Origin of the sequence: Pseudomonas sp. ArH3a, assembly GCF_022648765.1 — a bacterium.
Lineage (GTDB): Bacteria > Pseudomonadota > Gammaproteobacteria > Pseudomonadales > Pseudomonadaceae > Aquipseudomonas.
The window spans coordinates 5100052-5125351 of sequence record NZ_CP080330.1 but is presented as its reverse complement, the minus strand read 5'-3'; the positions used below and the strand labels follow the sequence as shown (position 1 = coordinate 5125351).

The window sequence follows — 25300 nt, the reverse complement described above, 5'->3', positions numbered from 1 at the left end:
ATCGCGGGCAAGCCCGCTCCCATATTGGCTTCCTTGCAGATCAGGTATTGCCGGCAGCCTTTAGGCATTTGAGTGCCTTGAAGTCGCTGCGCACACCGCCAATCTTCTGCGTCAGCTTCATGCGCTGCTGCACCGTGCTTTCGGCCATCAGGTCGACAATCAGGCTGCGTGCCGCCGTTTCCGTCTGGGCATAGGCGACCTTGTATTGCGCGGGCCACAGGCTTTCACGGTCCACCAGTAACTGCTGCATTTTCTGCGCGAAGTCCGCGCTCTGACGCTGCTGCACCGCGTCGATAAACTGCGCCTGCCAACGGGCGCGGTTGCCGATCCACTGCTCGTTTTGCTCCCCGAGGCTAATTGACCAGGCGGTGACCCGATTCTGCTGGCTGGCACTGAGCGGGCCCATCCAAGCGTCCAGGCGTTTGCTCATGCGTTGGGCGCGTTCCTTGATTTGCTGCTCCAGGGGCGGCTTGAGGTATTCGTCCTGACGCTTGCGCAGGTCCTTGGCCAGGGCGTCGCTCATGTCCTTGACCTGCTGATCATCCAGGCCTTGCAGCAATTGAATGGCCGACGGCGTGATTTCCCGTGCGACTTCGGCAATCGCCTGCTTGGCTTCCACAGTGCGCGTTTGCAGCGCGTCGTCAGTGACCTGGTTGTTGTCGACCATCTGTTGCAGGCGATCAAGCCAATCCAGATAGCCCGGCAATTGCGTGGTGCAGTGCCAGGCCAGGTGTTCCTTGAGTGTGTCGTTGAACCAGCTCTTCTGCCCGGCGTGCATGTCCAGGTAGTCGTTGAGGCTCCAGGGGATGATGATATCCAGGTTGCGGTAGGCCAGGCCCACGCGACTGCAGCCGCTGAGCAGCAAGCTCAGGCTCAGCAATACGATTAATAGTTTGAGCCGACGCAGCATGGGCGAGTCCTTGCGCAAAGGGAGTTAATGCATGTGAACTCGTGCTGTGGGCGACAGTTCAGCCCATCAATAAAACGATCGCGCAGCCTTTAAGGTCAAGAGACCGTCGCATTGCGAATTGTGTCCGGAGTAGGCCGAGCAGTCACCGCCGCTGAGGCTGGAGTCGCTGTAGATCAGGTCCAGGTCGACGCCCTTCCACGCGCGGGAAAGTTGTATCGACCAATCACTGAAGCTGCTGATGGCACCGCCTTCCACCGAGGCCGGGGAGCCCAGTTGGTGCGTGGTGTACTTCATGCTGACGCCGATGCCGAAAGGCTGCGTGCCGCCAAGGTCGGCAAACAGGGTGCTGTCCTGGCGGTCCGGGTCGTTGCTGAAGGAGGCGCCGAAGCGATTGCCCAACAGGTTCAAGCCGCCGTAGAACTCTTGGCTGTTGAGTGGGCTGAGCTTGGGGTAGCTGTAATGAATCAGTCCCACTTCATAACCCAGGGTCTTGTCGAAAGGGCGTTTGAAGCCCATGTAGGAGTCGACTTCGAGGTTATTGGCGGGTGAAAGCCCCATGTTCGGTGAGAATTGGCCGAAATACAGGCCGCTGTCGTGGCTCAGGTCGAGGCCGCCGTGGAATGAGTCGCTGCCCGGAGGGGTAGGCTTTACAAGGCCCTGGGCCATGCTACGGCTTGGCGTAGTGCCCAATTTCAGGTCGAAATCGCCCAATTCACGCTGAAAAATCTGCGCTTGCGCAAAGGGGCTTGCCGCAAGGGCAGTTATCAGAAAAATGCAGGGCTTGAGCAAGCTTCACTCCATGAAAAGCGAGGAGCAGTGACAGGGAAAATTGGGCAGATGCCCGTGCTAGACGTGTGCAAGCATACCGGCGAAAACCTGCAGGTGAGGCCCGTTCGTCGATTAGCGCACTATGGTGTGATGCAGGGGGGGTATTTCGGGCTCTAGTCTTGGCGCCTTGAGGGCAAGACGCTTAGGGACTAGATGCAACGCAGGGGGTGTTGCGCGAATTTTACTTTTTGCCCAGGCTGATCTGCTTGGACGGGCCGAAAGTCTGGCCGCTCACGCCCTTGGCAATTTGCTGGATTTCGCCGCCGGACTTGAGGAAAGCAGCAATCTGGCTGTTGATCGATTCGCTGGTTTCAACGGCTGGAGCTGGCTTTGCTTTGCTGTTGGATGCTTTTACGCGCATGGCGGCCACTAACCTGTAGAAAATTAACTTGGCCATGCATCGTACAGGAAACACTTGACAATTGCTTGGCAAATATCCCCCTGGAATAATGGGTGTGGCCGCAATTAGCCGAAGTTTACCGTTGAAATAACCCCTAACTTACTGTTTTAACTAGAAAGCCCGGGAGATGGCCGCCACTGGCCAGCGGCAAAATTCAGTGACCTGATCAGACGAGCGGGGCGATGCCATCGGGAGACCACGTCAGCCCGTGATTTTTCAGGTGCGCGCGCGCGGGGCGCAACTCGGGTAGAATGCCGCCCACGTAACGAGGGTATTTGGAAATGGCTTTAGTCGGGCGCTACAACAGCTTGCAAGTGGTTAAACACACTAACTTTGGTTTGTACCTGGACGGTGCGCAAGAGGGCGAAATCCTCTTGCCTAATCGGTACATTCCTAAAGATATTCCCAGTGAAGATGAAGACTGGCTTAACGTTTTCATTTATCTGGACAGCGATGACAAACTTATCGCGACGACCGAGAAGCCGAAAGTACAAGTCGGCGAATTCGCCAGTTTGAAAGTCGTTGAAGTCAACAGCATTGGCGTGTTCCTTGACTGGGGTTTGCCAAAAGATCTGTTGCTGCCGTATTCGGAAGAAAAACGTCAGATGACCGCCGGTGAATATTGCGTCGTGCACGTCTACCTCGACAAGCACACCAAGCGCATCACCGCCACCGCACGTCTTGACCGCTACCTGGACAAGACGCCTGCCAACTATCAGGTGGGCCAGGAAGTCGACCTGCTGGTGGCTGAAGCCACGGACATGGGCTTCAAGGCGATCATCAACAACAAGCACTGGGGCCTGATCCACAAGAACGAAGTGTTCAAGTTCCTGCGCCCGGGCAAGGAAGAGAAAGGCTTTATCAAAGAGATTCGCGCCGATGGCAACATCAGCCTGAGCCTGCAACCGGTCGGGCAGGAAGCGGCCTCCAGCCTGAACTCGAAGATCCTCGCCAAGTTGCGTGAAAACAACGGCACCCTGCCGGTCAGCGACAAAAGCGACCCGGCAGTGATCAGCAACTTGTTCGGCGTGAGCAAAGGCAACTTCAAAAAGGCCATTGGTGCGCTCTACAAGCAAGGTCAGATTGTGATTCACGCGGATCGCATTGAACTAAGCTGAGTGCGGTTTGCTCTTCTGTAGGAGCAATTGGGCTCCTGCAGAGGTTGCGTAAATGACCAAGAAAACACTGTTCGCTTACCTCGCCACCTTGCTTGCCTTCCTGGTGCTCGACGGCCTCTGGCTCGGTGTCCTTATGGGCCCGACCTACAAATCCCTGCTCGGCCCATTGATGCTTGACCAACCCCGCCTGTTGCCCGCGGTGTTGTTCTATCTCCTGTATGTGATCGGTTGCGTGGTGTTCGTGGTGCTGCCAAGCGGCAGTTGGCAACGCGCCGCACGCCTGGGTGCCTTGCTCGGGCTGGTGGCCTACGGCACGTATGACCTGAGCAACTGGGCCACGCTGCAAGGCTGGTCCGCTGGGTTGGCCATCATGGACATGGCGTGGGGCACCTTCCTGACAGCGGCGTGCTGCACGGTTGGCTACCTGTGTGCAGATCGGGTGCACCACTGATTGTGTACAGGATTTATGTGCACCGTTGCTGAGCGTAGTGCCGGAATTTAGCCCTGCATAAACCCCTTTGGAGCGCCGATCCAGAGGGATTGTGTGCCATTGGCACGCATTCTGCTGAAAGCCTCGTATACAAACCATGCCGCGTCCCGTATGCATCCCGTTACGGCAGCGCAGGCCGGTATTTCGAGGAGCCAAGTGATGACCGATCAATTGCCCAAAGGCTACAGCCCGCGCCTGTACAACCAGGACCTTGGCCCACTGCCGCAAAACTGGAACTGGTACAACATCTTCGCCTTCTGGATGAGCGACGTGCACAGTGTCGGCGGCTACGTGTTCGCGGCCAGCCTGTTCGCCCTCGGGCTGGCCAGTTGGCAGGTGCTGATCGCCTTGCTTGCGGGTATTTGCATCGTGCAGTTGATCGCCAATCTGGTGGCCAAACCGAGTCAGCAAGCGGCGGTGCCGTATCCGGTCATTTGCCGGCTGGCCTTTGGCGTGTTTGGGGCCAATATTCCGGCGGTGATTCGCGGCCTGATCGCCGTGGCCTGGTACGGGATTCAGACCTACCTGGCGTCGAGTGCCTTGATCATCGTGGTGCTGCGCTTCTTCCCACAGATGGCGGTGTATGCAGAACCGCATTTTGCCGGCCTGTCCTACCTGGGCTGGTTTGGTTTCTTAAGCCTTTGGGCGTTGCAGGCTGCGGTGTTCTGGGCCGGCATGGAATCCATCCGGCGTTTTATCGACTGGGCGGGGCCGGTGGTCTATGCGGTGATGTTCGCCCTGGCCGGCTGGATTGTCTGGAAAGCCGGCTGGGCCAACATCAGCTTTACCCTGGCGGAGAAATCCTTGTCGGGCTGGCAGGCTTTCGGCCAGGTGATCGTGGCAACGGCGCTGGTGGTTTCGTACTTCTCCGGGCCTACGCTGAATTTCGGCGATTTCAGCCGCTACTGCCGCAGCATGCGGGATGTGCGTCGCGGTAATTTCTGGGGGCTGCCGGTGAATTTCCTGGCGTTCTCGCTGGTCACCGTGGTGATCGTTTCGGGCACCTTGCCGGTGTTCGGCGAAATGCTGCATGACCCGATTGCCACCGTCTCGCGAATCGACAACAGCATGGCCGTACTGCTCGGCGCCTTTGCCTTTGTCACGGCGACCATCGGCATCAACATTGTCGCCAACTTCGTGTCGCCTGCGTTTGACTTCGCCAACGTCGCGCCGAGCAAAATCAGCTGGCGGGCCGGAGGGATGATCGCGGCGGTGGCTTCGATCTTCATCACTCCGTGGAACCTGTTCAATAACCCGCTGATGATCCACTACACCTTGGACATCCTCGCGGCGTTTATAGGGCCACTGTTCGGGATTCTATTGGTGGACTTCTACCTGATCAAAAAACAGCAGGTCGATGTGGACGCGCTGTTCGATGACAGCCCAAGCGGGCGCTATTACTTCGACGGCGGCGTGAACTGGACGGCCGTCAAAGCCTTGGTGCCGGCGACGCTGGTGGGCGTTGCGATCACCTTCACGCCGGCGTTGCAGGGCATGGCCAACTTTTCCTGGTTTACCGGGTGCTTCCTGGGAGGGCTGTTTTTCCTGGTTCTTTCGCGACGAGAACAGGTTCGCGTACCGGCGCCGATGGTTGCTGGCTGACAGCAGCGCCAGGGCGCAGTGACACCGCACCTGCCAACACCAGGCCTGCACCTGCGATCACCAACGCCGGTTGCAGGCCGCCGCTAAGGTGGCTGCTTATCGAGGCCAGCAGCGGGCCACTTAATTGGCCGATGGCAAAGCAGGCGGTCAACAGGCCGGCGCTGCATCACCAGCATCATGCACGCCAGAAACGGCGTCCCGCACAGCAATACCCCAGCGCCAGGCCCCAGCCATTGCCCAGCAAGCAGGCGAACACGCCGGCCGCTTGCAGCCACAAAGTGCTCATCAACCAACGACGGGGGGGGCTATGACGGCGCACGCTCACCACCACGACCCCGAGAGCGGCAGCCAGACCAAAACAGGGCCAGAACAGATCGGCCTGCCAGGCGCCCTTGAATTGCGGCATCTGCGGGGTGAGGGCGAAGCGGCCAATGCCCATGGCCATCATCAGGGCAATAGAGCTGACGAGTAAGCGAATGAGCGGTGACATGTTCAGGTTTCCTGCAAGGACGCGAAGACCTTCAGGCTAAAGTGAATTGACTTTCTGTAAAAATGAATAATAGTGAGTAACTTGTTCAGTTTTGGAGAAAGGTATGGAGTTCAGTCAATTGCGGATTTTCCAAGCCGTAGCGCAAGAGGGCTCCATTACCCGTGCGGCCGAGCGCCTGCACCGTGTACCGTCGAACCTCTCGACCCGGCTCAAACAGATGGAAGAGCAGCTCGGCGTGGAACTGTTCGTGCGCGAACGCCAGCGGTTACAGCTTTCTCCTGCTGGCAAAGTGTTGTTGGACTACAGCACTCGCCTGATCGCGCTGCATGACGAAGCCCACGGCGCCGTTCAAGGCGGGCAACCGGCCGGCGACTTTGTGCTGGGTAGCATGTACAGCACCGCCGCGATTCACTTGCCGAAGCTGTTGGCGCGCTATCACAAGGCGTATCCGAGGGTGAACCTGCAGGTGCAATCGGCGCCCAGCGGTGAATTGCTGGAAGGCCTGATCACCGGGCGTTTGGACGCGGCGTTGGTGGACGGCCCGCTGACCATCGCTACGTTGGACGGCGTGCCGCTGTGTGAAGAACGCCTGGTGCTGATCTGTGAAGCCGATCACCCACCAGTGCGTGGGCCGCAGGACGTAGCGGGGCGTTCGGTGTTCACCTTCCGCCGCAGTTGCGCCTATCGTACACGCCTGGAAACCTGGTTTTCCCATGAGCGTGTGGCCATGGGCCGGGCAATCGAGATTGAGTCCTATCAGGGCATGCTTGCCTGCGTGATCGCGGGTTCCGGGGTGGCATTAATGTCCGAATCGATGCTCGACAGCCTGCCGGGCAAGGACAGCGTGTCCGTTCATCCCCTTACAGGGCCTTTTGCTACTGCAACGACCTGGCTGATGTGGCGAAAGGGTATGCTCGGCGCTAACCTCAATGCATGGATCGAGCTGCAGCAAGAAGGCAACGCCGGGTTCTTGCAGGAGGCGCGCTATATCGCTTGAACGATCCGTCAGCATTTGGATCAATTCAGTAATAGTTCGTTGTGGTTTCGTTCAAGCATTACGTAGGACTTAGGGCTACTATCACTGTAGGAAAGGGCGATAAAACTCTCGCCAACTCGCATTACCCGCAAAGGGAGCAACCATGAAAGAGAAAATTCAAACCTGGCTCCATGACGTTGGAGTCGCGCTCGGCTTGATCGAGCCTCCGCTGCAACCTGTGCCGATTCGCACAGATGATGAGCAGCGCCGCCCGCGTCGCCGCTAGAGCTGGTAGCGCCGCAGAATTAATGTGGGAGCGGGCTTGCTCGCGAAGACGGTGCGTCAGTTAACGAAATATTGACTGACACACCGCTTTCGCGAGCAAGCCCGCTCCCACAGTTGTTTTTGTGTCAGGCAAAAAAAACGGGCGCGATATCCGACGTCGCACCCGCTGAAGAAACTGCTCTAGATTCTTTTATAGCTCAAATCGCCCGAGCCGCCACCGTCTCTGGCCGGGGCGACAACACACTCACCACTACAAAACTCACCAGCCCAATCGCTAGGCTGTAGTAGATCGGCGTGTTCGCATCCAAGCCATCCTTGAACATAAACACCAGTGCGGTCACGAAGCCCAAGGTCATCGACGCAATGGCGCCCGATGTGGTCGCCCGTTTCCAGAAAATCGCCCCCATCAGCGGGATCAGCATGCCGCCCACCAACAGGTTGTAAGCCAGGGTCAGGGCGCTGATCACATCGTTCACGACCAATGCGATACCCAGCACGGCAATGCCCGTGAGCATCGTGAACAGACGGTTGATGTTCAGGCTCGACTGCTTGCCCCCGCGCAAACGCGGCAGCAGGTCTTCGGTCAAGACGGTGGAGGCGGCGAGCAAACCGGCGCTGGCGGTGGACATCATCGCGGCCAGTGCGGCGGCAATCACCAGGCCGCGAATGCCGTCCGGCAACGAGGCTTTGACGATGGCGGCGAAGGCATTGTTGACGTTGTCCAGGTCCGGTAGCAGCACGTGCGCCGCCATGCCGATCAAGGCGCACGCCAGGCCGTAAAGGATGCAGTAGAAACCGGCGAAGGTGCCGGCGTACTGGGCAACCTTTTCGTCACGGGCGGTGAACACCCGTTGCCAAATGTCCTGGCCGATCAGGATGCCGAAGAAGTAGATCATGAAGTAGGTGATGATCGTGTCCCAGCCGATTTCGGTGAAGCTGAAATTCGACGCTGGCAACTTGGCCACCAGTTGGTCCCAACCGCCGACGCGGTAGAGGCAAATCGGCAGCAGGATGAACATCAGGCCGACGGTCTTGATCACGAACTGCACGATGTCGGTCAGGGTCAGTGACCACATGCCGCCGATGGTCGAATACACCACCACTACGCCACCGCCCAGCAGCACCGAGACCCAAAATGGCAGGCCGAACAGTACTTGCAGTACGGTGCCGATGGCCAGGATCGAGGTCACGCCGATCATCAGCGCGTAGGCCAGCATGATCACCGCGCTCGCCTGGCGGGCCATGGGGTTGTAGCGTTTTTCCAGGACCTGGGTGACGGTGAAGATCTTCAGCTTGAGCAGCGGTTTGGCCAGGAACAGGTTCAGCGCGATGATCCCGGCGCCCAGTGCGGCGCACAACCAGAAGCCGGAGATGCCGTGCACATAACCCAGGCGCACGGTGCCGACGGTGGATGCACCGCCCAGTACCGTGGCGGCCATGGTGCCCATGTACAGCGACGGGCCCAGGTTACGTCCGGCTACCAGGTAGTCTTCGTGGGTCTTGGCGCGGCGCATGCCGTAATAGCCGAGCACGAGCATGCCGGCGGCGTAGATGAGTACGACGAATAAATCCAAAGCCATGACGGCGGGTCTCCGATTATCGTTTTTATGGGCGATCAGGCGGCTTGTTGCAGCGCCGGTTTAATGCGCGCATCCGTGCGCTGGCTGCGAGGGTCGGCCGGGCCGTAGACGGCGGCCGGTTCCGGGAACACGCGAAGCAAGCTCAGGTACACCACCGAGGCCAGCCCCAGCGTCACTGGCAGGCTGATATCGATGCCATCGGCCAAGTTGCCCAGTGGCCCGACAAACTGCCCCGGCAAGTTGACGAAGCACAGGCCCACCAGCGCACTCGGGATCCAGGCGCCCAGGCCGCGCCAGTTCCAGCCATGGCTGAACCAGTAGCGCCCGCCGGTTTCACCGCGGGTGAACACTTGCAGATCATCCGGGCAGTAAAAGCCTCGGCGTACGATCAGGCCGATGATCATCATCACCATCCACGGCGTGGTGCAGGTGATGATCAGCACGGCGAAGGTCGACACGCTTTGCACCAGGTTGGCGGCGAAACGTCCGATAAAGATGAAGGCAATCGACATCACCCCAATCAGCAGCGTGGCCTTGACCCGCGACAGCAGGCGCGGGAACACGCTGGACATGTCCAACCCGGTGCCATACAGCGACGTGGTGCCAGTGGACATGCCGCCGATCACCGCGATCAGGCACACCGGCAGGAAGAACCAGCTCGGCGCGACTGCCAGCAAACCGCCGACATAGTTGTTGGCTGCGATGTAGTCCGGAGCCTTGACCGCCACGATGGTCGCGGTGGCCAGGCCGAACAGGAACGGAATCAAGGTGGCGATCTGGGCCAGCACCACCGCCAGCATGATGCGTATTTTCGGCGTCTCACGTGGGATGTAGCGTGACCAATCACCCAGGAACGCGCCGAAGGAAATCGGATTGCTCATGGCTACCAGCGCCGCACCGATGAAGGCGGCCCAGAAGCCGGTCTGGTCAATGGCGACGGTGCCGGCAAAGTGGCTGTCGAAGGCCGGCGCAAACGCGAAGATCCCCAGCAGGAACAGCAGGCTCGCCGCCCACACGGCAATGCGGTTGACCCACAGCATGAAGCGAAAGCCATAGATGCACACGGTGAGCACCAGCAGGGCGAACAGGCCGTAGGCCAGGCCTAACGTCAGGTCGGTTTCTGGCAAACCAATCAGGCGTTTCGCACCACCGACCAACGCATCGCCTGAACTCCACACCGACAGTGAGAAGAAGGCAATCGCCGTCAGCAGCGACAGAAACGAGCCGACAATCCGCCCGTGCACACCAAAGTGCGCACCGGAAGACACGGCGTTGTTGGTGCCGTTGATCGGCCCGAACAGGCCCATCGGCGCCAGGATCAGCGCGCCCACCAGCACGCCCAACACAATCGCCCAGACACCGGCCTGGAACGACAAGCCGAACAGCACCGGAAACGCGCCCAGCACAGCGGTGGCAAAGGTATTGGCTCCGCCGAAGATCAGTCGAAACAGATCCTTGGGGCTGGCGGTACGTTCGTGGTCCGGGATCTGCTCGACCCCGTTGGTTTCTATCTTTCGAATACTTTTATCGTTGTTTTTATTATTCATGATCAGCTCCGATCACATTGGCTAAGGGGGCGGCAGCCCTTCCGGCATAGCGGACAAATGTTCGTGACAGGCCAGCCACAGGCCTTGTTTTTGTTGTGCGTCTGACCCTTGTCGGGTGAAGACAATGGTCTCGCGTTCCTGGCTAAAAAATTGCTCCCCGTTCATGCGCAGCTCGGTGGCCACGTCATGCATAAAAATCGCCACGGCACCCTGCAGGCTGACAAAGGCGTTGCTTGAAGTGCAGGACAGCACCTCAAACCCCTCGTCCCGGCGCCAGCGGTCCCACAACGCCTGGTAGGCATCGCGACTGAGCAGCGGCTGGGGGAGGGTGTAGAACACGAAGCTGGCATCCACCGTGAACGCGCCGAAATAGGCGGCGCGGTCATTGCGGGCGAAGGCCGACACCAGGTCGGCCGCCGCTTGCAGCACGGCTTGCGTGCTCATCAGCGATGCGCCACGCCGGGCAGTACGCAGAGCATCTCGTACAGCAGGTTGGCGCCGAGCAGCGAGGTGTTGCCGGTGGTGTCGTAAGGCGGCGAAACTTCTACCAGATCGCAACCAATCAGGTCGAGGCCTTGGCAGCCACGGATGATCTCGATCGCCTGGATGGTGGTCAGCCCGCCGATTTCCGGGGTGCCGGTGCCAGGCGCCCAGGCCGGGTCTATACCGTCGATATCGAAGCTCAAATACACCGGGCCGCCGCCGACTTTTTCACGCACTTCAGCCATCAATGGCGCCAGCGAGTGGTGCCAGCATTCTTCGGCCTGGACCACACGAAAGCCCTGCTTGCGGCTCCAGTTGAAGTCTTCGGCGGTGTAGCCCTGGGCGCGCAGGCCGATCTGCACCACGCGGTCGCAATCGAGCAAGCCTTCTTCCACGGCGCGGCGGAAGGTGGTGCCGTGGGCGATTTTCTCGCCGAACATATGGTCGTTGACGTCGGCGTGGGCATCAATGTGCACCAGCCCGACCTTGCCGTGTTTCTTGTGAATCGCCCGCAGGATCGGCAGGGTGATGGTGTGGTCGCCGCCCAGGGTCATCGGGACGACGTTGTGCTCGAGGATCTCATCGTAAGCTTCTTCGATGATGCGCACAGCGTCCAGCAGGTTGAAGGTATTGATTGCCACGTCGCCGATGTCGGCAACCGACAGCGAGTCGAACGGCGCGGCGCCGGTGGCCATGTTGTAGGGGCGGATCATCACCGACTCGGCGCGGATTTCACGCGGCCCGAAGCGGGTGCCGGCGCGCAGCGAGGTGCCGATGTCCAAGGGCACACCGACAAAGGCGGCGTCGAGGCCTTTGGCCGACTGCAGATGGGGGAGTCGCATCATGGTGGCGATGCCGGCGAAGCGCGGCATTTCGTTGCCGCCCAGTGGTTGGTGAAAAATCTTGTCCACGGGATTGCCTCATCGTTGTTTTGTTTATTAGAGGCCGATTCTGCGAAAAGCCCGGGACGGGAAGAATCGGCAGGGGCAAATACTTAGTTCAGATTTTTCTAAACTAATGCCTGAGGTAAACTCGGTTCAAATGTGGGAGCGGGCTTGCTCGCTCCCACAGGTTTTTGTGTTATCTGGAGAACCCATGGCCAACGCCTTGCCCGACCTGAAACTCCTGCGCATCTTCGTCAGCGTCGTGCGGCACCAAGGGTTCGCCAATGCCCAGCACGAACTCAACTTGTCGACGTCGGCCATCAGCACCTACATGAGCCAGCTGGAAGCAGCTTTGGGCCTGGTGCTGTGCCATCGCGGGCGCGGCGGGTTCAGCCTGACCAGCAAAGGCGAGTTGTTCCACCAGGAAACCCTGCGTCTATTAGGCGAGCTGGAAGGGTTCGAGCAATACGCCGCCGCGTTAAAAGGTGAGTTACGCGGCACCCTCAAGCTCGGCGTGCTCGACTCCACCGTCAGCGACAAGGCCCTGCCGTTCGCCGAAGTGATCGGCGCCTATAGCCTGGAACACCCGGCTGTGCATTTGAATTTGTCGGTGATGAGCCCTTATGAGCTGCAATTGGGCGTGCAGGACAACCGCCTGGACCTGGCCATCGGCGCGTTCTCCAACCGCATGAGCGGGTTGATCTACATGCCGCTGTACCGCGAGCAACACTGGCTGTATTGCAGCACGCGGCATCCGTTGTTCAGCGAACGGCGCATCCCCGAACAAGTGATCACCCAGCAGCGTATGGTCGGGCGCGGCTACTGGAGCCAGGCAGAATTGGCGCGCCACGGCTTCAAACACAGCGCCGCCACGGTGGAAAGTATGGAGGCGCAGTTGATCCTGGTGCTGTCCGGCGCCTATATCGGCTACCTGCCTGAGCACTACGCCCAAGCCTGGGCCGACAAGGGCGACTTGCGTGTGCTGCTGCCGGCGACCTTCGGCTATCAGGCGCCGTTCTCGATGATCATGCGCCGTGGCCGTAGCCGCGAGCCGCTGATCCAGACCTTTCGCGACTTACTCAAAGCCCAGCTCAACCAGGCCTGAAAAAACATGTCCAGACCCCAATGTCCAACTTGCCAGCGGCCCGCCACTCATTGCCTGTGCCCGCTGATCCCCAGCCTCGACAGCCGCACCCGTGTGTTGCTGCTGCAGCACCCGAGTGAGGTCAACCATGCGCTCAATACCGCGCGGTTGGCGGCGTTGGGGTTGAGCAATGCACAGTTGGTGGTGGGTGAGGTGTTTGACGATTTGGCGACCTTGTTAAACCCGCCCGGTTATCAAGCGCGCCTGCTGTTTCCCGCTGATGACGCCCAGCCTTTGCAGGTGTATGCGCCCGACGACCAACCGCTGTTGTTGGTGGTGCCCGACGGCACCTGGCGCAAAGCGCGCAAATTGCTGCACCTCAATCCTTTATTGGCCGCATTGCCCCGGGTGACCCTGGCCGAGGGTGGCGTTTCTCGCTACCGGTTGCGCAAAGCGCCGGGGCCAGGGGCTTTGTCGACGGTAGAGGCAATTGTGCAGGCGTTGCAGGTGCTGGAAGCGCCGACCTCTTTTGAGGCGCTGCTTAAACCGTTCGAGGCACTGATTGACGGGCAGATTTCGGCGATGGGGGACGAGGTGTTTCGTAAGAATCATGGCGACGGGCAATTGGGTTAGTCGGTTTACCGAGGTGCGGCTTTTGCAGGCAAGCCAGCTCCCACATTGATCTGCACGCTGTCCTTTGGGGCGGCGGGCTTGCCCGCGATAGCGCCCTCACAGGCCACACGCCACTCGCTTATTCCTGTAAGCCATAAGCACCACACTTTGCGTGATATGGCCCGCCAGCCTTTCCCGGTATGATGGTCGCCCCCGCAGTCTGGATTGCGAATACGCCATGACCTTGCAGTACCCTACAATCGCCGATTGCGTCGGCAACACGCCCCTGGTCCGCTTGCAACGCATGGCGGGTGAAACCAGCAATATTCTGCTGCTCAAGCTTGAAGGGAACAACCCGGCCGGCTCCGTCAAGGACCGCCCGGCGCTGTCGATGATCACCCGCGCCGAGCTGCGCGGGCAAATCAAGCCCGGCGACACCTTGATCGAAGCCACCTCGGGTAACACCGGGATCGCCCTGGCCATGGCCGCGGCAATCAAGGGTTACAAGATGGTGCTGATCATGCCCGACAACGGCAGCGCCGAACGCAAGGCGGCAATGACCGCCTATGGCGCCGAGTTGTTGCTGGTCACCCAGGAAGAAGGCATGGAAGGCGCGCGCGACCTCGCCGAGCGCATGGCCGCCGAAGGCCGTGGCGTGGTGCTGGACCAGTTTGCCAATGGCGATAACCCAGAGGCGCACTACACCAGCACAGGCCCGGAAATCTGGCGCCAGACCCAAGGCACCATCACCCATTTCGTCAGCTCCATGGGCACGACCGGCACCATTATGGGCAACTCGCGCTACCTCAAGGAGCAGAACCCGGCGATCCAGATCGTCGGCCTGCAACCGATGGAAGGCGCGGCGATTCCCGGTATTCGCCGTTGGCCCGAAGAGTACCTACCGAAGATCTACAACGCCACGCGCGTGGACCGCATCATCGACATGGCCCAGCGTGAAGCCGAAGACACCACCCGCCGCCTGGCGCGCGAAGAAGGCATCTTCTGCGGCGTGTCCTCCGGCGGCGCCGTGGCCGGTATGTTGCGGTTGTCCAAAGAAGTGGAAAACGCGGTGATCGTCGCGATCATCTGTGACCGGGGCGACCGTTACCTGTCGACCGGCATCTTCGACGAACCCAACTGATGGCCAAGCACGAGAGAGGCCTGCGCTTCCAACCGACAGGCGGCAGCCGGGCCCCGCAGATTCCGGTAGGCAAGAAACAACGCCTGACCATCGAGCGCCTGGCCAACGATGGCCGCGGCATCGTGTTCTTTGAAGGCCGTACCTGGTTTGTAAACGGTGCGCTGGCCGGCGAAGAAGTCGAAGCGCGGGTATTGGGCGCCCACGGCAAAGTGGTAGAAGCGCGCACCGAGCGTGTGTTCAAGGCCAGCGAACTGCGCCGCCCGGCGCCGTGCGCGCATTTTGGCCGCTGCGGCGGCTGCAGCGTGCAGCACTTGCCCCATGACGAACAGCTCGCCCTGAAACAGCGCATGCTCGCCGAACAACTGTCGCGTGTGGCCGGTGTCGAACCGCAAGCGTGGGCCGCCCCTTTGAGTGGGCCGGAATTCGCCTACCGTCGTCGCGCCCGCGTGGCCGTGCGCTGGGACGCCAAGGCGAAAAAGCTTGAGGTGGGTTTTCGCGCCGTGGCCAGCCAGGACATCGTCGCCATCGATGATTGCCCGGTGCTGGTACAGGCCTTGCAACCGATCATGCAGCGCTTGCCGAACATGCTGCGCCGCCTGAGCAAACCGCAGGCGCTGGGGCATGTGGAGTTGTTCAGCGGCTCATCCATCGCCGTGTTGCTGCGGCATATGGCGCCGTTGTCCGAGGCGGACCTGCTGATCCTGCAAGAATTTTGCACCTTCCATGAAGCGCAGTTGTGGCTGCATGGCGAGGGCGAGCCGGAGCCCGTCGAGGCGAACTCGGCGTTGGGTTATCGGTTGGAACAATGGGATCTGGAACTGGCTTATCGGCCCGGGGACTTTGTGCAGGTCAACGCTGGCGTCAACGCCGCGATGGTCGCCCAGGCCCTGGAATGGCTGGCGCCACAGCCCGAGGAACGGGTGCTGGACCTGTTCTGCGGGCTGGGTAACTTTGCGTTGCCGCTGGCCAAACACGTGCGCGAAGTGGTCGCGGTAGAAGGTGTACAGACCATGGTGGACCGCGCGGCGCAGAACGCTGTCAGCAACAATTTGCATAATGTGCAGTTTTTTCAGGCCGATTTATCCCAGCCTTTGACTGACGCGGAATGGGCCAAACAGGGCTTTTCTGCGGTACTCTTGGACCCACCCCGCGATGGTGCCCTGGAGGTTGTGCGTAAGCTCGCCACGCTGGGAGCCAAGCGTTTGGTGTATGTGTCCTGCAACCCGGCCACGCTGGCGCGGGACACGGTTGAGTTGGTCAAGCAAGGCTACCGGCTAAAACGTGCCGGGATCCTCGACATGTTTCCACAGACATCTCATGTCGAGGCCATGGCGTTATTTGAAGCGGGCTAGGATGCCCGTTTAATCCGACTGGCCTGTAGTCTCCTGGGCCGTGACCTGTCAGGGAGTTGCACGTAGCCTTGGTTGCAGAGCTAGGGTTACGCAGCAGGTCAGCGATGATTTTTGGCGCATCAAAGGTGCGTCGTAGGGAAGGTAAGCAAGATGGTACAGGTGAGAGCACACCAGCCGATCAACACCGACGGCAGTATCAATCTCGAGGCATGGCTGGATCATGCCGTCAGTGTCGACCCGGCACTGGACCGTGAAGCCTTGAAAGCAGCCTGCGAGTTCGCTCGTGAGTCTGAACAGCAAGACAATGCGGCCAAGAACCTGTGGGCGGAGGGCACATCAAGCTTTCGCACCGGGTTGGAAATCGCCGAGATCCTCGCCGATCTCAAGCTGGACCAGGATTCGCTGATCGCCGCCGTGCTCTATCGCGGCGTGCGCGAAGGGCATATTGCGTTGCCGCTGGTCAGCCAGCGCTTCGGCGCCGTGGTCGCTAAGTTGATCGACGGCGTACTGCGCATGGCCGCCATCAGCGCCAGCCTCAGCCCACGCCAGTCGATGGTGCTGGGCACCCAGGGCCAGGTCGAGAACCTGCGCAAGATGCTGGTGGCGATGGTCGACGACGTGCGCGTCGCGCTGATCAAGCTGGCAGAACGCACCTGCGCGATCCGTGCGGTAAAAACCGCCGACGACGAAAAGCGCAACCGCGTTGCCCGCGAGGTGTTCGACATCTACGCGCCGCTGGCGCACCGCCTGGGTATCGGCCATATCAAGTGGGAGCTGGAGGACTTGTCCTTCCGCTACCTCGAACCCGATCAATACAAACAGATTGCCACGCTGCTGCACGAGCGGCGGCTTGACCGTGAGCGCTTTATCTCCGATGTGATGGGGCAGTTGCGTTCCGAGTTGCAGGCCACCGGCGTCGATGCCGATATCAGCGGCCGGGCCAAACACATCTATTCCATCTGGCGCAAAATGCAGCGCAAAGGCCTGGCATTCAGCCAGATCTACGACGTACGCGCCGTGCGTGTGCTGGTGCCGGAAATGCGCGACTGCTACACCGCGCTGGGCATCGTGCACACCTTGTGGCGGCACATTCCCAAGGAATTTGACGACTACATCGCCAACCCCAAGGAAAACGGCTATCGCTCGCTGCACACCGCAGTGATCGGCCCTGAGGGCAAGGTGCTGGAAGTGCAGATCCGCACCCACGCCATGCACGAAGAGGCTGAGCTTGGGGTGTGTGCGCACTGGCGTTACAAGGGCACCGACGTCAAGGCCGGGTCCAACCAGTACGAAGAGAAAATCTCCTGGCTGCGCCAAGTGCTTGAGTGGCACGAAGAACTCGGCGACATCGGCGGCCTGGCCGAACAGCTGCGCGTGGATATCGAGCCGGACCGCGTCTACATCTTCACCCCCGACGGTCACGCCATCGACTTGCCCAAAGGCGCTACGCCGCTGGACTTTGCCTACCGCGTGCACACCGAAATCGGCCACAACTGCCGGGGCGCCAAGATCAACGGGCGCATCGTGCCGCTCAACTACAGCCTGCAGACCGGTGAACAGGTCGAGATCATCACCAGCAAGCACGGCACGCCGAGCCGCGACTGGCTGAACCCGAACCTGGGCTACATCACCACGTCGCGGGCACGGGCGAAGATCGTCCATTGGTTCAAATTGCAGGCGCGCGACCAGAACGTCGCCGCCGGTAAAACCTTGCTTGAGCGCGAATTGGCGCGCCTGGGCTTGCCGCAGGTGGACTTCGACAAGCTGGCCGAAAAGGCCAACATGAAGATCGCCGAGGACATGTTCGCAGCCCTGGGGGCCGGCGACCTGCGCCTGGCGCAGCTGGTCAACCTGGCCCAGCAACTGGTCGAGCCGGAGCGCGGCAGCGAGCAGCTGGAGCTGATCCCACGCAAAGCCACCGGCTACAAACCGGGCAAGCGCGGCGATATCCAGATTCAGGGCGTGGGCAACCTGATGACGCAAATGGCCGGCTGCTGCCAGCCGTTGCCGGGCGACGCCATCGTCGGTTACATCACCCAGGGCCGTGGCGTGAGCATTCACCGCCAGGATTGCGCCTCGGTGCTGCAACTGGGCGGGCGCGAGCCGGAACGCATCATCCAGGTCAGCTGGGGCCCGGTGCCGGTGCTCACCTACCCGGTGGACATCATCATTCGCGCCTACGACCGTTCCGGTTTGCTGCGTGACGTGTCGCAAGTGCTGCTCAATGAGCGGATCAACGTGCTGGCGGTCAACACCCGCTCGAACAAAGAGGACAACACCGCGTTGATGTCCCTGACCATCGAGATTCCGGGGCTGGACGCGTTGGGGCGGTTGTTGGGGCGGATTTCCCAGTTGCCGAACATCATCGAAACCCGGCGTAATCGCACACCATGATGCGGTCTGAAAATATGTGTGGACTGCTTTCTGGGGGCGCCGGGCTTGTGTGGGAGCGAACAGAGATTGACTGATGTATTCACTTGAAGACCTGCTGCACCTGATGAACCGCCTGCGCGACCCCAAATACGGGTGCCCGTGGGACATCAAGCAAACCTACGCGACCATCGTCCCGCACACCCTGGAAGAAGCCTACGAAGTCGCTGATGCCATTGAACGCGGCGACTTTGATCACCTGCAAGGTGAGCTGGGCGACCTGTTGTTCCAAGTGGTGTATTACAGCCAGTTGGCGCGGGAGGAGGGCCGTTTTGAGTTCGCCGGGGTGGTCGACAGCATTACCCGCAAGTTGATCCGCCGCCATCCTCACGTGTTTCCTACGGGCGATTTGTATGCGCCCTTGGATGTTCCTCAGTTGAGCGAAGAGCAGGTCAAGGTGCGTTGGGAGCAGATCAAAGCTGAGGAACGCGCGGAAAAGTCCGACGCACCGCAGCAATTGTCCCTGCTGGATGACGTGCCCACGGCTTTACCGGCGCTGTCCCGTGCCGCCAAATTGCAAAAGCGCGCCAGCCAGGTCGGTTTCGACTGGCCATCAGCCTTGCCGGTGGTGGATAACGTGCGCGAAGAGCTCGATGAAGTGCTCGAAGCCATGGCCGATAACGACTCGGTGGCGATTGCCGATGAAGTCGGTGACCTGCTGTTTGCGGCGGTCAACCTGGCGCGTCACCTCAAGGTTGACCCGGAGACTGCGCTACGTGGCGCCAATGCCAAGTTCGAACGACGTTTCCGATTTATCGAACAGGCATTGCGCGATACGCACCAATCCATAGAAGATTGCACCCTCGAAGAGTTGGACGCCCTGTGGGGCGAAGCCAAACGTCAGGAAAAGAATGTGTCCAGCTGCGGTTGAGCAGTTGCCTAAGTGAGTAAGCACCATGAGCCTTTCCCTTCGCGACCAGTTGCTTAAAGCAGGTTTGGTCAACCAAAAGCAGGCCAAGCAGGTCGGCAAAGAGAAGCAGAAGCAGCAGCGCCTGGTCCATAAAGGCCAAGCCGAAGTTGATGACACCCAGGCGCGTTTGGCTGCCGAGGCGCACGCCGAGAAGGTCAAGCGTGACCAGGAACTGAACCGCCAGCAGCAGGAAAAAGCCGAGGCCAAGGCCCGCACGGCCCAGGTCAAGCAACTGATCGAGACCTCGCGCCTGCCCAAGCTGACGACTGAGGACTACTACAACTTCGTCGACGACAAGAAGGTCAAACGCCTGTCGGTCAACACGTTGATGCGTAACAAACTGAGCAACGGCTCCCTGGCGATCGTGCACCACGGTGGCAGTTACGAGGTGATCCCGCGTGAAGCGGCGCTGAAGATCCAGGAGCGTGCGCCGGAGCGTATCGTGCAGCTCAACATCCTGACTGAAAGCCAAGTGCCGGATGAAGATGATCCGTACGCTGCCTACCAGATCCCGGATGACCTGATGTGGTAATACGGTAAAAACGAAAAACCCCGCTCAAAAGGCGGGGTTTTTTTTGCAGGTAATCCAGCTGCTGTGTGGGGCCGGATGCCTGCGCGATATCAGAGTTTCAGGAGCTTTGTGCCTGGCGCTTCATCTCAAGAGTTTCGAGCTCGTTTTTATAATTGTGGGCTTCGCTCTCGTCGTGGAACATGCCGACCAGTTGGTCTTGTTGATGTACATCCCAGATGTGAATCCCATGGCCCAGTGCTTCGTGAGACATGTGTGCATCGTCGCGTTCAGTTACTTTTACAGTCATCTGCTTGCTCCAATCTCTGGTTGATCTGCGGCAAGTCGTCGCAGGCCTCTTTTATATGTTTTGTTAGCTTGCTAAGTAAACTGGTTTTGCACGCAACAATTCATTGCACAAAACGCAACAGTGCCGCAGGCCCCGTAAACCGTGACATTGCGTCGCAGGCTGCTGAGTTTTATGACAAAAGTTTCATGTTTGAGTGGGGTTTCAAGCTGGGTTATCTGGGCTGACGGCATCGCGGGCAAGCCAGCTCCCACCGTTGAAATGCATTCCAATGTGGGAGCTGGCTTGCCTGCGATAGCGGTAGAGCGTTCAGCACAAAACCTGCAGGCGAAAAAAAGCCCCGCATTCAGCGAGGCTCCTTTTTCAACTCATCAGCCCATCAGCTACCTTTGACAGCCTTGCCGTCAACGGTGCCGTCCAACAGCATGATGTTGTATTCCTTGCCGTCGGTTTCCACCTGACGCAGGGCAACCAGGATGCCGCCCCAGTCCTTGGCAAACCACATCTGAGTGATGCGCTTGCTCTGCGACGGGTCGCGCACGCGCTCGACCTTGATAGCATCGATAGCGCCGGCTTTGGTCTGGACCTTTTCCGGGCCGATCACGCGGAAGTCGTAGGTATCGACATCGGTGCCTTCAACCACGCGGTAGCTCATGCTTTTCTTGCCGGCGGCAACATCGCGCTGCAGGGCAAGCTGGTAGGTCGATTTGTCGAGCATGCCACTTTCGAGGGTGACGTTGACCGGGTCTTTGTTTTCGAAACCAGTTACTTTTTTGCTCGTCTGGTCGAAGTCCAGGTTGATCTTTTTCGCCTTGCCCAGACCGCCGCGTTCGAAGCTGTAGCTCTTCGGTTGCAGGGCGTCCTTGTCGAACAGGATCACACTGGTCTCGGTGAGGCTGGCGATCATCATGGAAGCCTTGAAGTTCAAGGTCCAGGAGCCATTGTCATTTTTGGTCAGGCTGCGTTCGGCCGAACCACTCATGGGCAACTGTTTCCAGTCGGCGGTGTAGCTGGCGGAGAAAGGGTGAAGGTCTGCTGCTTGCACGGCGGGCAAGGCGAACAGCGCAAAAGCGAAGAGCAAGGCGCGACGCATAAAATCTCCTAGGTTCGAATCAAGTGGCCGCTGGCCGCGAGTAACTGACCGTCCAATAATGCACCCTGTTCGCCAAGAATCAATCGCCCCTCGGCAAACCAGCGAACAGCCAGTGGGTAAATCCTGTGTTCCTGGGTGTGAACCCGTTGCGCAAGTGTCTGCGCTGAGTCTGCAGACTCTACCGGAACCACAGCCTGTACGACCAGAGGCCCGCCATCGAGTTCCTCGGTGACGAAGTGCACACTGCAGCCGTGCTCGGTGTCACCGGCCTCGAGGGCGCGTTGGTGAGTATGTAACCCTTTGTATTTGGGCAACAGGGACGGGTGGATATTCAGCAGGCGCCCTTGGTAGTGCCGCACGAAATCAGCGCTGAGAATGCGCATGAAACCGGCGAGGACCACGAGCTTGGGGTTGAAGGCGTCGATCAGTTCGACCAAGGCGCTATCGAAGGCCTCGCGGCCTTCGAAAGCCTTGTGATCCAGGGCGCGGGTAGCGATACCCGCGTCCGTGGCGCGTTGCAGGCCGTAGGCGTCGCTGCGGTTGGAGATCACCGCAGCGATGCGCACCGGGCTGTCGCCGATGCGCGCGCTGTCGATCAAGGCCTGCAAATTACTGCCGGTGCCGGAGAGCAGCACCACGACATCACATGTAGCGGGCATCCGCTCTTGCATCAATGTGCCTTAAGGTTCTTCAGTTCAACTTGAGCCGCGCCTTCGGCAGCGGTGGCGATCTGGCCGATGACCCACGGCTGCTCGCCTGCTTCGCGCAGTACGTTCAGTGCGCTTTCAACGTGCTCTTGAGCCACGCAGATCACCATGCCCACGCCGCAGTTCAGCACGCGGTGCATTTCGGTTTCGTTGACGTTGCCTTGCTCTTGCAGCCAGTCGAAGACTGCCGGGCGCTGCCAGCTGGCCACGTCGACGATCGCCTGGGCGCCTTTTGGCAGAACACGCGGAATGTTGTCCAGCAGGCCGCCACCGGTGATGTGGGCCATGGCTTTGACCGCGCCAGTGTCCTTGATCAGCTTGAGCAGTGGCTTGACGTAAATGCGTGTCGGGGCCATCAGCAGGTCGGTCAGCGGCTTGCCGTCGAGTTGGATGGTCTCGATGTCGGCGCCGGACACTTCGATGATCTTGCGGATCAGCGAGTAGCCGTTGGAGTGCGGGCCGGAGGATGGCAGGGCGAGCAGGGCGTCACCGGCAGCGACTTTGGAGCCGTCGATGATTTCGGATTTCTCTACAACACCGACGCAGAAACCGGCCAGGTCGTAGTCTTCGCCTTCGTACATGCCTGGCATTTCAGCGGTTTCGCCGCCGACCAGAGAGCAACCCGACAGTTCGCAGCCCGCGCCGATGCCAGTCACGACCTGGGTCGCGGTTTCGACGTTGAGTTTGCCGGTGGCGTAGTAGTCGAGGAAGAACAGCGGCTCGGCGCCGCACACCACCAGGTCGTTGACGCACATGGCAACCAGGTCGATGCCGATGCTGTCGTGCTTGTTCAGGTTCAAGGCCAGGCGCAGCTTCGTGCCCACGCCGTCGGTGCCGGAGACCAGTACAGGCTGTTTGTAGCCGGCCGGGATTTCGCAGAGGGCGCCAAAACCGCCCAGGCCGCCCATGACTTCGGGGCGCGCAGTGCGCTTGGCGACGCTCTTGATGCGTTCGACCAATGCTTCACCGGCGTCGATGTCTACACCGGCGTCCTTGTAGCTCAGGGAGGGTTGCTTGCTCATGATCCAGGCCTTTAGGGGGGATTTCTGGGTAACGACCGAGCGGCGGGCGCTTTTGATAAAAGGCCCAGCCGTTGACGGTCTGCGAAGGCGCGCGATTTTATCAGGCTTGAGAGGCAGCGGCCATCCTCGGGCCGACGGGCAGGGCCATATAGGTTAAAAAAGCCGGTTAAAAAAATGCTAATGGGGTCTGCTTTGGCGTGTATTAAGGTATAGCCTTTAAACCGCTACCGTTATGACGTTGCGAAAACTTACCAAGACCCTGTGAATGTTTTACCGGCTGCTGTGGTCACAGCCATGCTAAGCCGAGTTCACGCGGTCTGTTCCAGCCGCTAAATTTGTTGTTCGGGAATCTTCCATGCGTCTGTGTAAATTCTTCTTTGTAGGCTGCTTGTCGTTGGTCAGCCTGGCGAGTCATGCCGAAACCCTCAATGGCCTGTATCAAGTACTTGAACCTGTCAGCAACCAGTCGCCGCAGGAGCGCGACCAAGCCACCCAGCGCGCCGTGCAAACCCTGGTGATCCGCCTGGCGGGAGACGCCAAGGCCGCCGATGGCCCGGGCCTGGCGGCGATTCGCAAGGACCCGCAACAAATCATCAGCCAGTACGGCTACGACGCCGGCCCACCGGAAAGCCTGCAAGTGGATTTCGACCCGGTGAGCACCGATCGCGCGCTGCGTGAGGCGGGCTTGTCGATCTGGGGCAGCAATCGGCCGTCGATCCTCGGCTGGTGGCTGAACGACTCCACCGAAGGCAGCAGCCTGGTCGGTGATGGCCAAGCCGTCGCCGGCGCGCTGCGTCGGGCGGCGCAACACCGTGGCTTGCCGTTGCGCCTGCCGCTGGGTGATCTGGACGAACAGGTAGTCGCCACAGCACCGAATCTGGAAAGCGCCGACGCCACGCCACTGCGCGCAGCTTCTGAGCGCTACGGTGCCGACGCATTGCTCGCCGTGCACGCGCGCCAGGAAGGTAACCAGTGGCAGGCCAAATGGCGCCTGTGGCTGGGCGACAAGAGTGAGCAGGGCACCGCCCAAGGTGCCGACACCGCCGCCGTGGCCGATGCCGTATTGCTCGCCGTCAGCCAAAAGTTGGCGCCACGTTTTGCCGTCAAACCCGGTGTGAGCAGTGAGCAGTTGCTCGAAGTGCAGGGCATGACCCTGGAGCGCTACGCCGCACTGGGCCATCTGCTCGAACCTTTTGGTGGTCAGCCGCAGCGCGTGGATGGCAACCGTATTGTGTATCGCGTCAACGGCAGTGCCGATCAGTTGCGTACCCAGTTGAGCCTGGCCAAGTTGCAGGAAGTGCCTGCGGGTGAGGCGCCGGCCCAGCAGCCGGTGGTGGACGGTACACAGCCCGCTGTTGCGCCTGAACCTCAGGCACAGCTGCGTTTTCGCTGGTAATTGTTCTTCCTTTATAGATAGAAGCAAATAATGGAGTGGTTTATGGCGGATACGCGTCGTTGGGTGTGGCTTGGCGGGATTGTCCTGCTGTGCGTTTTTGTGTTCTTACTGCATTCGATCCTGACGCCGTTCCTGGTGGCGCTGCTGCTCGCCTATCTGTTCGATCCGGTGGTGGATCGCCTGGAGAAAGCCGGCCTGTCGCGGACCTTGGGTGTGGTGGCGGTGTTTGCGCTGTTCACGTTGGTCATCACAGCATTGGTACTGGTATTGGTGCCGATGCTGGCCAAGCAGCTGTTTCGCTTGTATGAACTGGCGCCGCAGATGCTCGATTGGTTGCAGCACACGGCAATGCCGTGGGCCCAGGCCAAGTTGGGCCTGGCTGATGGCTTCTGGAAGTTCGACAAGGTCAAGGCGGCGATCAGTGAGCACATGGGCCAGACCACCGATATCGTCGGTGTCGTGCTCAGCCAGGCCACGGCATCCAGCCTGGCGTTGATTGGCTGGTTGACCAACTTGGTGCTGATCCCAGTGGTGGCGTTCTACCTGCTGCGTGACTGGGACCTGATGATGGCCAAAATCCGCAGCCTGCTGCCGCGCAACAGCGAAGAGCGCATCGTTTCCCTGGCCGAAGAGTGCCATGAGGTACTGGGCGCGTTCGTGCGTGGTCAGTTGCTGGTGATGCTGGCCCTGGGGATTATCTACGCCGCCGGCCTGATGGCGATTGGCTTGGAGCTGGGCCTGTTGATCGGCTTGATCGCCGGCCTGGCCGCTATCGTGCCTTATATGGGCTTCGTGATCGGCATTGGCGCGGCACTGGTGGCCGGGTTGTTCCAGTTTGGCGGCGACCTGTACCCGATGCTCGGGATTGTTGCGGTGTTCATGGTCGGCCAGGCCCTTGAAGGCATGGTGTTGACGCCGCTGCTGGTGGGTGACCGGATCGGCCTGCACCCGGTGGCGGTGATCTTTGCGATCCTGGCGGGCGGTGAGCTGTTTGGTTTCACCGGCATCCTGCTGGCGCTGCCGGTGGCGGCGGTGATCATGGTGCTGGTGCGCCATGTGCACGATTTGTATAAAGATTCGGATGTGTATACCGGGGCTGAAGACCCCGATCTGTAACCGCTTCGTCACAAACCCGGCCCAGGCCG

Annotated in this window: 26 protein-coding genes and 1 pseudogene; 15 read left to right on the top strand and 12 right to left on the bottom strand. The window is 60.1% G+C overall.

Features of this window, described 5'->3' with window-relative positions; all coding sequences use genetic code 11:
* Nucleotides 1-40 precede the first annotated feature (40 nt).
* From K0P33_RS23410 to K0P33_RS23400, 3 genes are all read right to left on the bottom strand, one after another.
* Entirely contained in the window at nt 41-910 is an 870-nt protein-coding gene (locus K0P33_RS23410) for a DUF6279 family lipoprotein (protein WP_094950261.1), read from the bottom strand.
* Nucleotides 911-976: 66 nt separating this feature from the next.
* The gene (locus K0P33_RS23405; RefSeq protein WP_242151705.1) at nt 977-1699 is read right to left on the bottom strand and encodes a TorF family putative porin; all 723 of its coding nucleotides are present in this window, start codon (nt 1697-1699) and stop codon (nt 977-979) included.
* A 220-nt stretch (nt 1700-1919) separates the two neighbouring features.
* A complete protein-coding gene (locus K0P33_RS23400; protein WP_003193095.1) occupies nt 1920-2099 on the bottom strand; it encodes a hypothetical protein in 180 nt (59 codons plus the stop codon).
* Between the two features lie 320 nt (nt 2100-2419).
* On the opposite strand from K0P33_RS23400, the gene K0P33_RS23395 reads away from it, so the two are divergent.
* From K0P33_RS23395 to K0P33_RS23385, 3 genes are all read left to right on the top strand, one after another.
* A complete protein-coding gene (locus K0P33_RS23395) occupies nt 2420-3256 on the top strand; it encodes a S1-like domain-containing RNA-binding protein (protein WP_094950263.1) in 837 nt (278 codons plus the stop codon).
* A 52-nt stretch (nt 3257-3308) separates the two neighbouring features.
* The gene (locus tag K0P33_RS23390; RefSeq protein ID WP_094950264.1) at nt 3309-3707 is read left to right on the top strand and encodes a DUF2177 family protein; all 399 of its coding nucleotides are present in this window, start codon (nt 3309-3311) and stop codon (nt 3705-3707) included.
* A gap of 198 nt (nt 3708-3905) precedes the next feature.
* Nucleotides 3906-5348, top strand: a complete 1443-nt coding sequence (locus K0P33_RS23385; RefSeq protein WP_242151702.1) for an NCS1 family nucleobase:cation symporter-1 — start codon at nt 3906-3908, stop codon at nt 5346-5348.
* On the opposite strand, the pseudogene K0P33_RS23380 reads toward K0P33_RS23385, so the two are convergent.
* Nucleotides 5260-5754, bottom strand: a pseudogene (locus K0P33_RS23380) (YbfB/YjiJ family MFS transporter). The gene K0P33_RS23385 and the pseudogene K0P33_RS23380 sit on opposite strands and share 89 nt — an antisense overlap.
* Before the next feature lie 187 nt (nt 5755-5941).
* On the opposite strand from K0P33_RS23380, the gene K0P33_RS23375 reads away from it, so the two are divergent.
* Both K0P33_RS23375 and K0P33_RS31390 read left to right on the top strand, forming a co-directional pair.
* Nucleotides 5942-6835: a LysR family transcriptional regulator gene (locus K0P33_RS23375; protein ID WP_242151699.1), complete on the top strand. Its 894-nt coding sequence runs from the start codon at nt 5942-5944 to the stop codon at nt 6833-6835.
* A 142-nt stretch (nt 6836-6977) separates the two neighbouring features.
* Nucleotides 6978-7100, top strand: coding sequence for a PA1414 family protein (locus K0P33_RS31390; RefSeq protein WP_256589246.1), 123 nt, complete (start codon nt 6978-6980; stop codon nt 7098-7100).
* Nucleotides 7101-7296: 196 nt separating this feature from the next.
* Here K0P33_RS31390 and K0P33_RS23370 read toward each other — a convergent pair whose 3' ends face one another.
* The 4 genes from K0P33_RS23370 to speB are packed head-to-tail and all read right to left on the bottom strand — an operon-like array spanning nt 7297 to nt 11620.
* On the bottom strand, nt 7297-8679 hold the full coding sequence (locus K0P33_RS23370) for a sodium:solute symporter (RefSeq protein ID WP_242151696.1): 1383 nt from the start codon (nt 8677-8679) through the stop codon (nt 7297-7299).
* Between the two features lie 35 nt (nt 8680-8714).
* The gene (locus K0P33_RS23365) at nt 8715-10226 is read right to left on the bottom strand and encodes a cytosine permease (protein WP_242151693.1); all 1512 of its coding nucleotides are present in this window, start codon (nt 10224-10226) and stop codon (nt 8715-8717) included.
* Between the two features lie 21 nt (nt 10227-10247).
* A complete protein-coding gene (locus tag K0P33_RS23360) occupies nt 10248-10670 on the bottom strand; it encodes a nuclear transport factor 2 family protein (RefSeq protein ID WP_242151690.1) in 423 nt (140 codons plus the stop codon).
* Entirely contained in the window at nt 10670-11620 is a 951-nt protein-coding gene (speB, locus tag K0P33_RS23355; protein ID WP_083357426.1) for an agmatinase, read from the bottom strand. Before speB ends, K0P33_RS23360 begins: the two co-directional genes overlap by 1 nt.
* Nucleotides 11621-11804: 184 nt before the next feature.
* Between speB and K0P33_RS23350 the strand changes: the two genes are divergently transcribed.
* The 7 genes from K0P33_RS23350 (at nt 11805) to K0P33_RS23320 (ending at nt 19654) form a co-directional block, all read left to right on the top strand.
* Nucleotides 11805-12698, top strand: coding sequence for a LysR family transcriptional regulator (locus tag K0P33_RS23350; protein ID WP_242151687.1), 894 nt, complete (start codon nt 11805-11807; stop codon nt 12696-12698).
* 6 nt (nt 12699-12704) lie between these two features.
* Entirely contained in the window at nt 12705-13310 is a 606-nt protein-coding gene (locus K0P33_RS23345) for a DTW domain-containing protein (RefSeq protein WP_094950271.1), read from the top strand.
* Nucleotides 13311-13527: 217 nt separating this feature from the next.
* On the top strand, nt 13528-14430 hold the full coding sequence (cysM, locus tag K0P33_RS23340) for a cysteine synthase CysM (protein ID WP_094950272.1): 903 nt from the start codon (nt 13528-13530) through the stop codon (nt 14428-14430).
* Complete coding sequence (rlmD, locus tag K0P33_RS23335; RefSeq protein WP_094950273.1) at nt 14430-15782, top strand: 23S rRNA (uracil(1939)-C(5))-methyltransferase RlmD; 1353 nt, start codon at nt 14430-14432, stop codon at nt 15780-15782. The genes cysM and rlmD overlap by 1 nt, the downstream gene beginning before the upstream one ends.
* A 150-nt stretch (nt 15783-15932) precedes the next feature.
* On the top strand, nt 15933-18176 hold the full coding sequence (gene relA / locus K0P33_RS23330) for a GTP diphosphokinase (RefSeq protein WP_094950274.1): 2244 nt from the start codon (nt 15933-15935) through the stop codon (nt 18174-18176).
* A 73-nt stretch (nt 18177-18249) separates the two neighbouring features.
* Entirely contained in the window at nt 18250-19083 is an 834-nt protein-coding gene (gene mazG, locus K0P33_RS23325) for a nucleoside triphosphate pyrophosphohydrolase (protein WP_094950275.1), read from the top strand.
* Between the two features lie 25 nt (nt 19084-19108).
* Nucleotides 19109-19654 carry a DUF2058 domain-containing protein gene (locus K0P33_RS23320; RefSeq protein WP_003230516.1) on the top strand — a complete coding sequence of 182 codons (546 nt, stop codon included), beginning with the start codon at nt 19109-19111 and terminating at the stop codon, nt 19652-19654.
* Between the two features lie 97 nt (nt 19655-19751).
* Here the strand turns inward: K0P33_RS23320 and K0P33_RS23315 are convergent, their stop codons facing one another.
* Nucleotides 19752-19940, bottom strand: coding sequence for a hypothetical protein (locus tag K0P33_RS23315; RefSeq protein ID WP_064453511.1), 189 nt, complete (start codon nt 19938-19940; stop codon nt 19752-19754).
* Nucleotides 19941-20081: 141 nt separating this feature from the next.
* On the opposite strand from K0P33_RS23315, the gene K0P33_RS23310 reads away from it, so the two are divergent.
* A complete protein-coding gene (locus K0P33_RS23310; RefSeq protein WP_242151684.1) occupies nt 20082-20330 on the top strand; it encodes a hypothetical protein in 249 nt (82 codons plus the stop codon).
* Here K0P33_RS23310 and K0P33_RS23305 read toward each other — a convergent pair.
* Genes K0P33_RS23305 through purM form a run of 3 tightly spaced genes read right to left on the bottom strand, consistent with a single transcriptional unit; the run spans nt 20317 to nt 22759 of the window.
* Nucleotides 20317-21030, bottom strand: coding sequence for a DUF3108 domain-containing protein (locus tag K0P33_RS23305; RefSeq protein WP_094950276.1), 714 nt, complete (start codon nt 21028-21030; stop codon nt 20317-20319). The two genes, K0P33_RS23310 and K0P33_RS23305, sit on opposite strands and share 14 nt — an antisense overlap.
* A gap of 8 nt (nt 21031-21038) precedes the next feature.
* Complete coding sequence (gene purN, locus K0P33_RS23300; RefSeq protein WP_242151681.1) at nt 21039-21689, bottom strand: phosphoribosylglycinamide formyltransferase; 651 nt, start codon at nt 21687-21689, stop codon at nt 21039-21041.
* Nucleotides 21690-21700: 11 nt separating this feature from the next.
* Nucleotides 21701-22759 (bottom strand): phosphoribosylformylglycinamidine cyclo-ligase, encoded by a 1059-nt coding sequence (purM, locus tag K0P33_RS23295; protein WP_094950277.1) that lies wholly within the window; start codon nt 22757-22759, stop codon nt 21701-21703.
* Nucleotides 22760-23114: 355 nt separating this feature from the next.
* On the opposite strand from purM, the gene K0P33_RS23290 reads away from it, so the two are divergent.
* Complete coding sequence (locus tag K0P33_RS23290; protein ID WP_242151678.1) at nt 23115-24155, top strand: DUF2066 domain-containing protein; 1041 nt, start codon at nt 23115-23117, stop codon at nt 24153-24155.
* Nucleotides 24156-24197: 42 nt separating this feature from the next.
* Nucleotides 24198-25271 (top strand): AI-2E family transporter, encoded by a 1074-nt coding sequence (locus tag K0P33_RS23285; protein ID WP_094950279.1) that lies wholly within the window; start codon nt 24198-24200, stop codon nt 25269-25271.
* Nucleotides 25272-25300 lie beyond the last annotated feature (29 nt).

What these genes read in the sequence shown, in the direction of transcription:
- K0P33_RS23315 (WP_064453511.1), bottom strand. Translation starts at nt 19,940, where the DNA reads ATGACTGTAAAAGTAACTGAACGCGACGATGCACACATGTCTCACGAA.
- purN (WP_242151681.1), bottom strand. Translation starts at nt 21,689, where the DNA reads ATGCCCGCTACATGTGATGTCGTGGTGCTGCTCTCCGGCACCGGCAGT.
- K0P33_RS23390 (WP_094950264.1), top strand. Translation starts at nt 3,309, where the DNA reads ATGACCAAGAAAACACTGTTCGCTTACCTCGCCACCTTGCTTGCCTTC.
- K0P33_RS23400 (WP_003193095.1), bottom strand. Translation starts at nt 2,099, where the DNA reads ATGCGCGTAAAAGCATCCAACAGCAAAGCAAAGCCAGCTCCAGCCGTT.
- K0P33_RS23360 (WP_242151690.1), bottom strand. Translation starts at nt 10,670, where the DNA reads ATGAGCACGCAAGCCGTGCTGCAAGCGGCGGCCGACCTGGTGTCGGCC.
- K0P33_RS23320 (WP_003230516.1), top strand. Translation starts at nt 19,109, where the DNA reads ATGAGCCTTTCCCTTCGCGACCAGTTGCTTAAAGCAGGTTTGGTCAAC.
- K0P33_RS23370 (WP_242151696.1), bottom strand. Translation starts at nt 8,679, where the DNA reads ATGGCTTTGGATTTATTCGTCGTACTCATCTACGCCGCCGGCATGCTC.
- K0P33_RS23410 (WP_094950261.1), bottom strand. Translation starts at nt 910, where the DNA reads ATGCTGCGTCGGCTCAAACTATTAATCGTATTGCTGAGCCTGAGCTTG.
- K0P33_RS23365 (WP_242151693.1), bottom strand. Translation starts at nt 10,226, where the DNA reads ATGAATAATAAAAACAACGATAAAAGTATTCGAAAGATAGAAACCAAC.
- K0P33_RS23350 (WP_242151687.1), top strand. Translation starts at nt 11,805, where the DNA reads ATGGCCAACGCCTTGCCCGACCTGAAACTCCTGCGCATCTTCGTCAGC.
- K0P33_RS23385 (WP_242151702.1), top strand. Translation starts at nt 3,906, where the DNA reads ATGACCGATCAATTGCCCAAAGGCTACAGCCCGCGCCTGTACAACCAG.
- relA (WP_094950274.1), top strand. Translation starts at nt 15,933, where the DNA reads ATGGTACAGGTGAGAGCACACCAGCCGATCAACACCGACGGCAGTATC.
- mazG (WP_094950275.1), top strand. Translation starts at nt 18,250, where the DNA reads ATGTATTCACTTGAAGACCTGCTGCACCTGATGAACCGCCTGCGCGAC.
- K0P33_RS23375 (WP_242151699.1), top strand. Translation starts at nt 5,942, where the DNA reads ATGGAGTTCAGTCAATTGCGGATTTTCCAAGCCGTAGCGCAAGAGGGC.
- K0P33_RS23345 (WP_094950271.1), top strand. Translation starts at nt 12,705, where the DNA reads ATGTCCAGACCCCAATGTCCAACTTGCCAGCGGCCCGCCACTCATTGC.
- K0P33_RS23305 (WP_094950276.1), bottom strand. Translation starts at nt 21,030, where the DNA reads ATGCGTCGCGCCTTGCTCTTCGCTTTTGCGCTGTTCGCCTTGCCCGCC.
- K0P33_RS23290 (WP_242151678.1), top strand. Translation starts at nt 23,115, where the DNA reads ATGCGTCTGTGTAAATTCTTCTTTGTAGGCTGCTTGTCGTTGGTCAGC.
- K0P33_RS31390 (WP_256589246.1), top strand. Translation starts at nt 6,978, where the DNA reads ATGAAAGAGAAAATTCAAACCTGGCTCCATGACGTTGGAGTCGCGCTC.
- cysM (WP_094950272.1), top strand. Translation starts at nt 13,528, where the DNA reads ATGACCTTGCAGTACCCTACAATCGCCGATTGCGTCGGCAACACGCCC.
- rlmD (WP_094950273.1), top strand. Translation starts at nt 14,430, where the DNA reads ATGGCCAAGCACGAGAGAGGCCTGCGCTTCCAACCGACAGGCGGCAGC.
- K0P33_RS23395 (WP_094950263.1), top strand. Translation starts at nt 2,420, where the DNA reads ATGGCTTTAGTCGGGCGCTACAACAGCTTGCAAGTGGTTAAACACACT.
- K0P33_RS23285 (WP_094950279.1), top strand. Translation starts at nt 24,198, where the DNA reads ATGGCGGATACGCGTCGTTGGGTGTGGCTTGGCGGGATTGTCCTGCTG.
- purM (WP_094950277.1), bottom strand. Translation starts at nt 22,759, where the DNA reads ATGAGCAAGCAACCCTCCCTGAGCTACAAGGACGCCGGTGTAGACATC.